At 72.9% G+C, this 12,864-nt stretch carries 9 protein-coding genes; 4 read left to right on the top strand and 5 right to left on the bottom strand.

What is annotated here, in order from left to right; genetic code table 11:
• The first annotated feature begins 54 nt into the window (after nucleotides 1–54).
• The gene (locus OH804_RS34515; protein WP_030333449.1) at nucleotides 55–1,455 is read left to right on the top strand and encodes a trehalose-6-phosphate synthase; all 1,401 of its coding nucleotides are present in this window, start codon (nucleotides 55–57) and stop codon (nucleotides 1,453–1,455) included.
• Nucleotides 1,456–1,496: 41 nt separating this feature from the next.
• Nucleotides 1,497–4,061, top strand: a complete 2,565-nt coding sequence (otsB, locus tag OH804_RS34510) for a trehalose-phosphatase (protein ID WP_196924601.1) — start codon at nucleotides 1,497–1,499, stop codon at nucleotides 4,059–4,061.
• Nucleotides 4,062–4,114: 53 nt separating this feature from the next.
• Here otsB and cobA read toward each other — a convergent pair whose 3' ends face one another.
• Genes cobA through cobC form a run of 3 tightly spaced genes read right to left on the bottom strand, consistent with a single transcriptional unit; the run spans nucleotide 4,115 to nucleotide 7,585 of the window.
• Nucleotides 4,115–5,356 carry a uroporphyrinogen-III C-methyltransferase gene (gene cobA, locus OH804_RS34505; RefSeq protein WP_406061850.1) on the bottom strand — a complete coding sequence of 414 codons (1,242 nt, stop codon included), beginning with the start codon at nucleotides 5,354–5,356 and terminating at the stop codon, nucleotides 4,115–4,117.
• A gap of 40 nt (nucleotides 5,357–5,396) precedes the next feature.
• Nucleotides 5,397–6,500 carry a nicotinate-nucleotide--dimethylbenzimidazole phosphoribosyltransferase gene (cobT, locus tag OH804_RS34500; protein WP_196919369.1) on the bottom strand — a complete coding sequence of 368 codons (1,104 nt, stop codon included), beginning with the start codon at nucleotides 6,498–6,500 and terminating at the stop codon, nucleotides 5,397–5,399.
• A complete protein-coding gene (gene cobC, locus OH804_RS34495; RefSeq protein ID WP_196919370.1) occupies nucleotides 6,500–7,585 on the bottom strand; it encodes an Rv2231c family pyridoxal phosphate-dependent protein CobC in 1,086 nt (361 codons plus the stop codon). Before cobC ends, cobT begins: the two co-directional genes overlap by 1 nt.
• A gap of 121 nt (nucleotides 7,586–7,706) precedes the next feature.
• Between cobC and OH804_RS34490 the strand changes: the two genes are divergently transcribed.
• Nucleotides 7,707–9,836 carry a transglycosylase domain-containing protein gene (locus OH804_RS34490; RefSeq protein WP_196919371.1) on the top strand — a complete coding sequence of 710 codons (2,130 nt, stop codon included), beginning with the start codon at nucleotides 7,707–7,709 and terminating at the stop codon, nucleotides 9,834–9,836.
• A 25-nt stretch (nucleotides 9,837–9,861) separates the two neighbouring features.
• Here OH804_RS34490 and OH804_RS34485 read toward each other — a convergent pair whose 3' ends face one another.
• Both OH804_RS34485 and OH804_RS34480 read right to left on the bottom strand, forming a co-directional pair.
• Nucleotides 9,862–10,431: a GNAT family N-acetyltransferase gene (locus OH804_RS34485; RefSeq protein WP_091405515.1), complete on the bottom strand. Its 570-nt coding sequence runs from the start codon at nucleotides 10,429–10,431 to the stop codon at nucleotides 9,862–9,864.
• Complete coding sequence (locus OH804_RS34480) at nucleotides 10,428–11,831, bottom strand: cobyrinate a,c-diamide synthase (RefSeq protein WP_406061846.1); 1,404 nt, start codon at nucleotides 11,829–11,831, stop codon at nucleotides 10,428–10,430. The genes OH804_RS34485 and OH804_RS34480 overlap by 4 nt, the downstream gene beginning before the upstream one ends.
• A gap of 205 nt (nucleotides 11,832–12,036) precedes the next feature.
• Between OH804_RS34480 and OH804_RS34475 the strand changes: the two genes are divergently transcribed.
• A complete protein-coding gene (locus OH804_RS34475) occupies nucleotides 12,037–12,858 on the top strand; it encodes an SURF1 family protein (RefSeq protein ID WP_406061844.1) in 822 nt (273 codons plus the stop codon).
• Nucleotides 12,859–12,864 lie beyond the last annotated feature (6 nt).

Raw genomic sequence — 12,864 nt, 5'->3', positions numbered from 1 at the left:
TACGCTCAGTACGCTCATCGCGGTGGACCCGTCAGTACCCGGAGGTGGCCGATCGTGACCGTCCGTAGCTCCTTTGTCGTAGTGGCGAACCGTCTGCCGGTCGACGAGGTGAGCACACCCGAGGGCCGGCAGTGGCGACGCAGCCCTGGCGGGCTGGTCACCGCGCTGCACCCCGTACTCGCCGAACACAAGGGCACCTGGGTCGGCTGGGCCGGTGGCACCGGCGCGGCCCCCGAGCCGTTCGACCTGGAGGGGATCCGGCTGCACCCGGTCCCGCTCAGCGCCGAGGAACTGGAGCGCTACTACGAGGGCCAGTCCAACGCGACGATCTGGCCGCTCTACCACGACGCGGTGGAGACGCCGGCCTACAAGCGCCGGTGGCGGGAGGCGTACCGCCTGGTCAATGCCCGGTTCGCGGAGGCCGCGGCCGACGTGGCGGCCGAGGGCGCGACGGTCTGGGTGCAGGACTACCAGCTCCAGTTGGTGCCGGCGATGCTGCGTGAGCTCCGTCCGGACCTGCGGATCGGGTTCTTCCTGCACATCCCGTTCCCGCCGATCGAGCTGTTCATGCAGATGCCGTTCCGCACCGAGATCCTGCGCGGTCTGCTCGGCGCCGACCTTGTCGGTTTCCAGCAGCGGTTGGCCGCGCAGAACTTCGTCCGGCTGGCCCGGCACCTGCTGGGGCTGCGCTACGAGGGCCAGATGATCCAGGTCGACGGTCGGCAGGTGAAGGCGGGCGCCTTCCCCATCTCGATCGACACCCAGGAGATGGAACGGATGGCCGCCGATCCGGCCATCCAGGCCCGGGCCAAGCAGATTCGCGCCGAATTGGGCGATCCGAAGACGATAATCCTGGGCGTGGACCGGCTGGATTACACCAAGGGCATCGAGTTGCGCCTCAAGGCCTTCCGGGAGCTGCTGGCTGACGGAAAGTTGACAGTTCCCGACGCGGTCATGGTTCAGGTCGCCACGCCCAGCCGCGAGCGCGTGGAGCACTACCAGGCACTACGGGTGAAGGTGGAGCGCGAGGTCGGTCGGATCAACGGCGAGTTCGGCAGGGTCGGCGTGCCGGCGGTCCATTACCTCCATCAGTCGTACAGTCGCAGTGAGCTGGCGGCGATGTACGTTGCTGCCGACGTGATGATGGTGACCCCGCTGCGAGACGGAATGAACCTCGTGGCGAAGGAATACGTAGCATCACGTGCCGACCAGGGTGGCGCGCTCGTACTCAGTGAGTTCGCCGGCGCCGCCACCGAGCTTCGCCAGGCATTTTTGTGTAACCCGCACGACCCGGACGCGGTCAAGGACGCCCTCCTCCGGGCAGTGCACGTGGAGAAAACCGAGGCACGCCGCCGGATGCGGACAATGCAACGTCACCTGCGTACCCACGACGTGGGTCACTGGGCCAAGTCTTTCCTCTCGGAGCTCGGAGTTCCCGAGGCGGAGGCCGAGTGAACACGCCCGTCAACGATGGGGCGGCAACCGCCACCGGGGTCATGGACCCTGAGTTGCGTTCCGCCATCGGCCGGATCGCCCGGGTCCCCCAGCTCCTGGTCGCCTGCGACTATGACGGCACGCTGGCGCCGATCGTGGAGGACCCGAGCACGGCCGTCCCGCTGCCCGAGTCGGTAGCGGCGGTCCGCGCGCTCGCCGCGCTGCCACAGACCACCGTGGCGGTGGTCTCCGGTCGGGCGCTGCGCGACCTGGCCGCACTGTCCCGGTTGCCCAGCGAGGTGCACCTCGTCGGCAGCCACGGCTCCGAATTCGACATCGGCTTCGTCGAGCGGCTCTCCCCCGAGCTGGTCGCCGTGCGGACCCAGGTCCGCAACGCCCTGCGCGAGATCGCGGCCCAGCACCCGGGCATCCGGCTGGAACGCAAACCGGCAAGCGTCGCGATGCACACCCGCGGCGTCGACCCGCAGATCGCCGCCGCCGCCATCGAGGCGGTCCGCAACGGTCCGGCCACCTTCGACGGCGTCACGGTGACCCAGGGCAAGGAGGTCATCGAGCTCTCCGTGGTGGCCACCCACAAGGGCACCGCACTCGACCAGCTCCGGACCCAGCTCGCCTCCAGCGCGGTGCTCTTCATCGGCGACGACATCACCGACGAGAACGCGTTCGGCCACCTGCACGGCCCCGACCTCGGCATCAAGATCGGCCCCGGCGACACCCAGGCCAGCTACCGGGTCGCCGACCCGCTGGAGGCCGCCCGCGCGCTGGCGCTGCTGCTGGAGACCCGGCGGCACTGGCTGTTCGGCGAGCGGGCGGTGCCGATCGAGCGGCACTCCATGCTGGCCAACGGTCGTACCGTCGCTCTGCTGACCCCCGAGGCCAAGGTGAGCTGGCTCTGCCACCCCAAGCCGGACTCGGCGGCGATCTTCGCCGACCTGGTCGGTGGCAGCCCGGCCGGCCACTTCAGCGTCGCCCCGGAACGCGGCGGCATCCCGCTGGGTCAGCGCTACCGCTCCGGCACGATGACAGTGGAAACCCGCTGGTCCGGGCTCACCGTCACCGACTGGCTGGACAAGCCGGCCCGGGAGACCACTCCGGACGACAGCCCGGCGGTCATCACCGGCGACTCGACCCTGGTCCGGGTGCTCACCGGCAGTGGCAAGGCCCGGGTGGAGTTCGCGCCGAGGCCGGAGTTCGGTCAGGTCGCCGTGCAGTTGCAGCCGCTCGGCGACGGCCTGCTGGTGCTCGGCTCCAACGAACCGGTCGCGCTCTACGCCCCCGGCGTGGAGTGGGAGGTTGGCAACGACGGGGGTTACGAGACCGCCAAGGCCATCGTCGACCTCTCCGCCGCCGGTGGGCAGGTCGTGCTGGAGCTGCGCTTCGGCACGCACAGCCTGGAGCACCACCGGGTCCCGATCCACGAGCGGCAGGCCGCCGCCGAGCAGCCGTGGAAGGACTGGGTGGCGTCGCTGCGGCTGCCGTCCACCGCTCGTGACCTGGTCGCGCGCAGCGCCCTCACCCTGCGCGGGCTCTGCCACGAGGCCACCGGCTCGATCCTGGCCGCGGCGACCACCTCGCTCCCCGAGGAGCTGGGCGGCGTCCGCAACTGGGACTACCGGTACTGCTGGTTGCGGGACGCCGCGCTGACCGCCCGCGCACTTGTCGACCTGGGCTCCGTCGAGGAGGCCGAGGCGCTGCTGCGCTGGGTGGACGGCTGCATCGAGCGCACCGGCGGGCACCCGGAGCGACTGCACCCGCTCTACACCATCGACGGTTACGAGCTGGGCGCCGAGGCGGTCATCGACACGCTGCCCGGGTACGCCGGCTCCCGGCCGGTCCGGGTCGGCAACCTGGCCAACCACCAGTTGCAGTTGGACGTCTTCGGCCCGATCGCCGACCTGATCGCGGCCGTCGCCGACGCTCGCGGTTCGGTCCGCGACGACGAGTGGCGGGTCCTGGAGAACATGGTCGAGGCGGTCCGCCGCCGCTGGCACGAGCCGGACCACGGCATCTGGGAGGCCCGGCTGCCACCCCGGCACCACGTCTTCTCCAAGGTGATGTGCTGGATGACAGTCGACCGCGCGCTGCACGTGATGCGCGAGCACGGCGGCGAGGACCGGCCCGAGTGGAAGGACCTGCGGGACCGGATCGGCGCCAACGTGCTGGAGCACGGCTGGCACTCCGACGTCGAGGCGTACAGCGTCGCGTACGGGGACGAGGACATGGACGCCTCGTCGCTCTGGATCGGGCTCTCCGGCCTGCTCCCGGGCGACGACCCGCGCTTCCTGTCCACGGTCCTGCGGATCGAGGCGGACCTGCGCAGCGGCCCGGTCGTCTACCGCTACCACTGGGACGACGGCCTGCCCGGCCGTGAGGGCGGTTTCCACATCTGCACGGCGTGGCTGATCGAGGCGTATCTGCGCACCGGCCGCCGCACCGACGCCGAGGAACTGTTCGCGCAGATGGTGCTGACCGCCGGCCCGACCGGCCTGCTCCCCGAGCAGTACGACCCGCTCGCCGAGCGCGGGCTGGGCAACCACCCGCAGGCGTACAGCCACCTCGGGCTGATCCGCTGCGCCCTGCTGCTGGACAACATGCTCAAGCAGTAGTCGACAGCTCGTACGACGGGGCCGGAGCGCATGCTCCGGCCCCGTCGTCTGTCTCAGGCGTCGAGCGCGCCCACCACGTCTCCCACCACGACGACGGCGGGCGGGCGCAGGTCGGCGGCGAGCAGGTCGGCGGCCACCTCGCCCAGCGTGGACCGCAGGACCCGCTGGGTGCCGGTGGTGGCTTCCTGGACGACGGCGGCCGGCGTCTGCGGTGACCGACCGTTGGCGATCAGGGTGGCCGTGATGGCGGCGAGGTTCTTGAGCCCCATCAGGATCACCAGGGTGCCGTGCAGACCGGCGAGGGCGTCCCAGCGCACCAGTGAGGCCGGCGCGTCGGGTGCCAGGTGCCCGGAGACCACTGTGAACTCGTGCGCCACCCCCCGATGGGTGACCGGGATGCCGGCCGCGGCCGGCGCGGCGATGGAGCTGGTCACCCCGGGCACCACTGTCACCGGCACGCCGGCCGCCGCGCAGGCCAGCAGTTCCTCACCGCCGCGGCCGAAGACGTACGGGTCACCGCCCTTGAGCCGCACCACGAAGGCGCCGGCCAGGGCCCGGTCGACAAGGATCTGGTTGATCTCCTCCTGGGCCCGGGACGGGCCGTAGGGGATCTTCGAGGCGTCCACCAGCTCGACGTCCGGGCGCAGCTCGTCCAGGAGCAGCCCGGGCACCAGCCGGTCGGCGACCACCACGTCGGCCTCGGTGAGCAGCCGCCAACCCTTCACGGTGATCAGCTCCGGGTCACCCGGCCCCGCCCCGACCAGCGCCACCCGCCCTCGCTGCGGCCCACCGGTAGCAGCGTCGGGTCGGCTCCGCGTCGGAGCGGTCCCCTCCGGTGCCAGCCGGACCGCCAGGAGGTCGCGGATCGCGTCGCGGACTGTCATCGCACGGCGGGGGTCGCCGCCGCCGAGCACCGCCACGGTGACCGGGCCGTGCCGGGTCACCGCCGGGGTCCAGGCGGTGGCGGCCGTGCGGTCGTCGGCCCGGACGCAGAAGATCCGCCGCTCGGCGGCGACGGCGCTCACCGAGGCCGCCGCCATCGGGTCGTCGATCGCGACGTGGACCAGCCAGGCGCCGTCCAGGTCCTCGGGCAGGAACCGGCGCGGCACCCAGTGCAGCCGACCCGCGTCGGCCCGGGCGCGCAACGCCGGGGTCAGCTCCGGGGAGACCAGCAGGACGTCCGCACCGGAGTCCAGCAGCGCGGGTACGCGCCGGGTGGCGACCGCGCCGCCGCCCACCACGACCACACGCCGCCCGTGCAGCCGCAAACCGAGGGGGTACGGATTGGAGGTCACGCCGCACCACCGGGGCGGAGGGTTCGTTCGCTGCGCGTGGTCACTTCTCGGCCACTCCGGCGGAGTCGAACGTGGCCACCTCGTGCAGCACCCGGACCGCGCCGGTGACCACGGGCAACGCCAGCAGGGCGCCGGTGCCCTCGCCGAGGCGCAGCCCCAGGTCGATCAGCGGGTCGAGGCCGAGGTGGCGCAGCGCCACAGTGGCACCGGGCTCGGCCGAGCGGTGGCCGGCGACCATGGCGCTGACCGCGTCCGGGGCGAACGCGGCGGCGGCGAGCGCTGCCGAGACCGCGATCACACCGTCCAGCAGCACCGGTGTGCGGCGCGCCGCGGCCCCCAGGATCAGCCCGGCCAGGGCGGCGTGCTCCAGGCCACCGACGGCGGCCAGCACCCCCAGCGGGTCGGTCGGGTCGGGGATGTGCCGGGCCAGCGCGGCCCGCACCACCGCCACCTTGTGGGCGTACGTGGGGTCGTCGACCCCGGTGCCCCGACCGGTGGCGTCGAGCGCGTCGACGCCGGTGAACGCGGCGATCAGCGCGGCCGCCGGGGTGGTGTTGCCGATGCCCATGTCCCCGGTGAGCAGGATGCCGGCGCCGGCGTCGATCAACTCGTCGGCGATCCGGATGCCGGTCTGCACAGCCGCCAGCGCCTCGTCGCGGGTCAGCGCGGCGGTCACCGCGAGGTCCCGGGTGCCCCGGCGGACGGACGCGACAACCAGCCGGGGCACAGCCGGGTCGAGCACGGCCGGATCGAGCCCAGCCGCATCGGCGACAGCCGGGTCGGTGGGCAGCGGGGTGGCCACGCCGACGTCGACCACTGTGACCGAGGCGCCGGCCTGCCGGGCGAACGCGTTGACCACCGCTCCACCGGCCAGGAAGTTGCCGATCATCTGCGCGGTGACCTCCTGCGGCCAGGGGCTCACCCCCTGGGCGTGCACCCCGTGGTCACCGGCGAAGATCGCCACCGCGGCCGGCTCGGGCAGCGGTGGTGGGCAGGCTCCGGCCAGGCCGGCGAGGCGTACCGAAAGCTCCTCCAGCGCGCCCAGCGAGCCCGCCGGCTTGGTGAGCCGGCCGTGCAGTTCCCGGGCGGCGGCCATGGCCGCTTCGTCCGCCGGGCGGATCGCCGCGATCGTGGTCTCCAGCATCATGCCTCCATGGTCTCGCGCAGCACGTCGATGAACGCGTCGGTGGTGTTTCGGTCGCGCACGGCCACCCGCAGCCAGTCCGGGCCGAGGCCAGGGAACGTGTCGCCTCGGCGCACCGCCCAGCCGCGCTCGCGCAGGGCGGCCCGGATCGCTGTCGCGCCCGGCAGGTGCAGCAGGACGAACGCGCTGGCGGGACGGCCGACGACGCGTACACCGGGCAGGTCGGCGAGGCGCGCGACCAGGTGGTCGCGGTCGGCGGCGAGGTCGGCGGCGATCGCGCGTTCGGCCTGGACCGCGACGCTGCTGGCGCAGGCCGACGCGGCTGCCAGCGCGGGCGTGGAGACGGCCCAGAGCGGTTGGACGGCGGCCAGCTGGGACAGCAGCTCCGCGGCACCGAGCAGGTAGCCGATCCGCAGCCCGGCCAGGCCCCACGTCTTGGTGAGGCTGCGCACCACGAGCAGCCCGGGCAGGTCGCGGCGTTCGGCCAGCGACTCCGGCTCGCCGGGGTGCCCGACGGCCATGGTGGTGTCGGCGAACGCCTCGTCGACCACCAGCACCCGGCCGGGGCGGGCCAACGCGGCCACCGTCTGGGCGGGGTGCAGCACCGAGGTCGGGTTCGTCGGGTTGCCGATCATCACGAGGTCGGAGTCGGCGGGCACCCGGGACGGGTCGAGCCGGAAGTCGTCGGAGGCGTCGAGCAGCACCCGCTCGACCGGATGTCCGGCGGCCCGAAGCGCCGCCTCCGGCTCGGTGAACTGGGGGTGCACCACCACGGGGCGGCGAACGCCGCGCAGCGCCTGGGCGATGAGGACGAAGCCCTCGGCGGCGCCGGCGGTGAGCAGCACCTCGTTCGGGTGACGGCGGTGTCGGGCGGCGACGGCCGCCCGGGCCGGCGCCGGGTCCGGATAGCGGGCCAGGTCGGTCAGGGTGGCGGCGATCGGGTCGGCCAGCCAGGAGGGGGGCCGCGCCCGCCGTACGTTGACGGCGAGGTCGATCAGGCCGGCGGTGGCCTCCGCGTCGCCGTGGTGGGCGAGGTCCGGCTCGACCCCGGTGGGAGGGGCGACAGCGCTCGGCTGATCAGACATGTCCGCGATCCTGCCGGGAAGGTGGCCGGTGGGACAGTCGATGTCGGCGTAAGCCGCGTCACCACTCGCCGGTTTAAGAGTTCTTCTCATGTATGAATCGGAAATGTCATAACTTAACCAGGTGAGCAACCGACCCCTTGCTGCCGCTGGTCGTCTCGTCCCTCTCCTCCGCGCCGGACTGATCGCCGGAATCGTGATCGCCGCCGCCGCGTACCCACTGGTCGCCCTCACCGGGCTCGGCGCGAAGGCCACCGCGCACGCCGTCGAACAGAAGACCCGGGTGCTGAAGACCGCCCTGCCCGCCGAGACCTCGTACGTCTACGGCCCGGACGGCAAGACCGTGCTGACCATGTTCTACGAGGAGTACCGGCAGTACACCAAGCTGTCGGACATGTCGCCGAACATCCAGCAGGCGATCGTGGCCGCCGAGGACTCCCGCTTCTACCAGCACCACGGCGTCGACCCGAAGGGCGTGGCCCGCGCCTTCGTGTCCAACGCCCGCTCCGGCGGCTCCCAGGGCGCGTCGACGCTGACCATGCAGTACGTCCGGATGGCCCTGCGGGACAGCGCGACCACGCCCAAGGAGGTCCAGGAGGCCACCCAGCAGACCAGCATTCGCAAGGTCAAGGAGATGCGGATGGCGCTGGACCTGGAGAAGGAGCTGAGCAAGGAACAGATCATGGAGCGCTACCTGAACTCGGCGTACTTCGGACACCGGGCGTACGGCATCTACGCCGCCAGCGAGATCTTCTTCTCCAAGACCCCGAAGGACCTCACCCCGGTCGAGGCCGCCACCCTCGCCGGCCTGGTCAAGTCCCCCTCCGAGTACGACCCGGCCGACTCCGACCAGAAGGAGGCCACCGGGCGGCGCAACTACGTGCTGGACCGGATGAGCCAGCTCGGCTACCTCTCCCCCGACTCGGCCGCCGCCGCCAAGTCCGAGCCGATCCGACTCAAGCTGACCACCCCACCGCACGACTGCGCCGCCGTGGCGGAGAAGTACAACAGCTGGGGCTTCGCCTGCGACTACCTGAAGAACTGGTGGAGCGCGCAGCCCGCGTTCGGCGCGAACCGGCTGGAACGGATGGACAACCTGCGCCGGGGCGGCTACCGGATCGTGCTCAGCCTCGACCCGAAGGTCCAGGCAGCGGCGGAGAAGAACGTCGGCGCCAAGGAGGCCACCGGCAGTCCGTTCGCCAACGGCATCGTGGTCTCCGAGCCGGGCACCGGGCGGGTGAAGGCCATGGCGGTGAACCGGACGTACTCGCTGGACCTGGCCGACAACCCGCAGAGCTCCAACCCCGAGGCCGGGCCGAAGGTGAAGGCCAACTACCCGAACACCGTGGCACCGCTGCTCGGCGGCGGTGACCTGGCCGGCTACCAGGCCGGCTCGACGTTCAAGATGTTCCCGATGCTGGCCGCGCTCGACGCGGGGATGCCCCTCTCCACCTCGTTCAACGCCCCACACCGCTACCGCTCCGAGGTCTACGACGGCTGGTCGCCCTCCAACGCCAGCGGCGCGATGTCCGGTCAGCAGACCATGTGGTCCGGCTTCGGCAAGTCGGTGAACACGTACTTCGTGTGGCTGGAGGAGAAGGTCGGCGCGGACCGGGCCGTCCGGTTGGCCGAGCAGCTCGGGCTGCGGTGGCGCACCGACGTCGACCGGGATCACGCGTCCCCGGACAAGGCTAAGAAGTGGGGTGCGTTCACCCTGGGCGTCTCCGACGCCACCCCGCTGGAGATGGCGAACGCGTACGCCGCCATCGCTGCCGACGGCCGCTACTGCGAGGCCATCCCCGTGCAAGCGATCATGAACCGGGACGGCACACCCGCCACGTACGCCACCCCGGGCGGCCTCCACCGCGAAGTGGCCAAGCCGCGCTGCCGGCAGGTCGTGAGCGCGGACGCCGCGCGGGCGGCCACCGACGCGGCCCGCTGCCCGACCGGAGACACCCCGGCGCGCGGCAGCTGCGGCGGCTGGTCCACCGCCGACAGCGTGCGGGGCACCGTCGGACGTCCGGTGGCCGGCAAGACCGGTACGACCGACAGCACCCGGTCCGCCTGGTTCGTTGGCTACACCCCGGAGTTGGCCGCGGCGAGCTTCATCTCCGACCCGGACAATCCGTTCAACGCCGTCGGTGACGGGCAGTCCCAGATCCCGATCAAGGCGGTTTCGGAGACCCTGCGCGACGGCCTGAAGGGCACACCGACCCGCCAGTTCACCCCACCATCGGACGCCATCGTCGGCTGACGGGTCGCGGGTCGGAGCGCGCGGCTCAGCGCAGGTCGGCGGCGACGAACGACCAGAGTTCCAGATCCACCCGGCCGCCGCTGACGAAGCCGGCGTTGCGCAGCAGGCCCTCGTAGCTGAACCCGGCCTTCTCGGCGACCCGGCGCGAGGCCAGGTTACCGGGTGCCACCCGCAGCTCGACCCGCTGGAAGCCGTGCTCCAGGATCAGCGCGATGGCCACCGCGTCGACCGCCTCGGCGGCGAAGCCGAAGCCCCGCGCGTGCGCCGCCATCGCGTAGGAGATCTCGGTGAGGCGGGCGCCCCAGTCGGTACGCCGGGTCCACAGCGAGCCCACCACCTGGTCGTCCTCGCGCCGGAGCACCGCGTAGTGGTCGCCCTCCCCGCTGTCGCGTCGCTGCCGGGCCAGATCGGTGCACCAGGCCAGCCCGTCGATCGGGCCGGAGTCGTCGGGCAGCGGCAGCCAACGCCGGGTCAGCTTGTCGGCGAAGATCTCCCCGGCCGCCGCCGCGTCGGCCGCCGTGAGCTGACGCACCTCCGTACGCGGGGTGGAGACGGTCAACGCCGGGAACCGGCGCACCGCCACCTGACCGATCACACCGACACCTCACCCGACTGCGCGGGCACCACCTCGCTCGTCGGGTCGGCCGCAGCCGCGGCGACCAACCGGGCGGCGGTCGCCGGATGGCTGGCCCAGTGCACTGTGAGCTGCGAGGCGTGCACGTTGCGCCAGACGAAGCCCTCCGGTGCGCCGCCGTCCCAGCTCCAGGCCGGGCGCTGACCAGCGCGGGGGGTGAGCACCGCACGGTGCGCCTTGTGCCCGACCAGCACAGTACCGGTGGCGGCCACCACGCTGTCGGTCTGGGCGGTCGCCTCCCGGTAACCGGCCACCACCCCGTCCCGGCTGACACCGACCGCGTCCAGGACACCGCACATCGGCAGCCCGTCCAGTTCCCGGGCCAGCCAGAGCAGGCCGGCGCCCTCGGCGATCACCGGACGCCCGGTCCGCGCCAACTCGGCCACCGCGATGCAGAGCCGCCGGTTGGCAGACAACTGCTCGGCGTACGCCTCGGGCAGCGCGCCGCCGACGACCAGCGCGCGGGTGCCGACCGGCAGCGCCTCGTCGCGCAGCGGGTCGACCACGACGACCTCGGCGCCGGCGGCCCGCAGCAGTTCGGTGGTCTCCGGGTGGCTGAAGCTGCCGCCCGGCCCACCGGCCACCGCCACCAGTGGCCGGTTCGCCGGGGGTGTGAACGTGCCGAGGGCCTCCTCGGGAGACCAGGCCGGTGCCGGCAGCGGCGGGGCGGAGCGGGCCAGCCCGAGCAGCCGTTCCAGGTCGACAGTGGCGGCGACGGCCTCGCCCAGCCGGCGGATCGCACGGACAGCGTCGGCCGAGCCGTCGACGACCGGTGCCACCCCGTGCCGCCGCGACGGCAGCACCGCCGGCAGGTCCTGGCGACGCAGCGCGCCGTAGACCGGCACCCCCACGTCGTCCAACGCCTCGCGCAGCATCCCCTCGTGCCGCGACGACGCCACCCGGTTGAGGATCACCCCGCCGAGCCACAACTGCTCGTCGTACGAACGGAAACCGTGCACCAGGGCCGCCACCGACTGCCCCATCGCGGCCACGTCGACGACGAGCACCACCGGGCTGCGCAGCGCGGCGGCCGCGGCGGCAGTGGACTCCTGCTCGGGACGGCCCCCGACCGAGTCGTACAGGCCCATGCTGCCCTGCACCACGGCCAGCCCGGCACCGGCGGCACCGTGCGCCACCAACGGGGCGAGCCGGTCGAGGCCGACCAGTCGGGGGTCGATCACCCGACCGGGCCGACCGGAGGCGAGACCGAGGTAGGCGGCGTCGACGTGGTCCGGGCCGAGCTTGAACCCGGCGACGTCGACCCCTCGCTCGGCCAGGGCGGCGAGCAGCCCGATCGCCAGCGCGTTCTTACCATGCCCGGAGGACGGCGCGCTGAGCACCAGGCGCGGCACGACGGTCATCATCGACTCCTCGCGAGCGGCGGCGGGTACGCGACGGGACGACCGAGGCCGATCCGTCGGCGTGACGATACCCGCCCGGCTGGAGGCGCGAGCACCGCCAACCGGGTGCCCGGCCCGGCCCTGGCCGGAGCCCCGGGGCGCCGGTCCCGGCCCGTCCGGCCCGGTCCAGGTCAGTGGCGCCGGTCATACGAGTAGCCTCGGTGCCGTGTACCGGTTCCTGCTGAGCCCACGCTGGCTGGGCGCTCTCGCGCTGACCCTGGTCGCGGCCGCCGTCATGGTGTTCCTCGGCAACTGGCAGCTGGACCGCTACCGGGGGCGCACCGAGGTCAACGAGCGGATCGACGCGGGCCAGCGGATGGCCCCCGCGCCGCTCGCCGATGCGCTGCGCGCTCCCACCGGCGGCGCGGGAACGGCCGGTCCGGCCCCCGCCGAGGACAAGGTCTGGACCCGGGTCACCGTCACCGGCCGGTACGACCCCACGAACACCGTGCTGGTCCGTGGCCGGACGGTGGACAGCCGGGTCGGCTTCGAGGTGCTCACCCCGCTGGTGCTCGCCGACGGCACGGCGCTGCTGGTGGACCGGGGCTGGATTCCGCCGGCGCCCGGTGGGGCGACCGCCCAGCCGTCGGTGCCGGCCGCGCCGACCGGCGACGTGACTGTGGTCGGTCGGGTGCACGAGACCGAGAGCGGCGCCGGCGCGGTGGCCCGACGCGACGGGCTGCTGGAGATCCGGCGGATCGGGGTGCCACGGCTGGCCGGCGAGCTTCCCTACCCGGTCTACGGTGCCTACCTGCTGCTCGACGAGCAGACCCCGGCCGCCGATCCAGTGTTCAAGGCGGTGCCGGTCGGGCACACCAACAACTGGCAGAACTTCGGCTACGTCGTGCAGTGGTGGCTCTTCGCGGTGATGGCCATCTTCGGCTACGGCTGGGTGGCCCGTCGGGAGGCCCGCCGGGCCGCCGGCATCGGCACCGCCCCGGCTCCGCTGGACCGGGCCGCCGAACCGACGCCGACCGCGTCCGCCTGACCTCGC

Origin of the sequence: Micromonospora sp. NBC_00860 (assembly GCF_045207375.1) — a bacterium.
Taxonomy (GTDB): Bacteria; Actinomycetota; Actinomycetes; order Mycobacteriales; family Micromonosporaceae; genus Micromonospora; species Micromonospora vinacea.
Note: the sequence above shows the minus strand (reverse complement) of the source record. Positions and strands in the feature narration are given on the sequence as shown.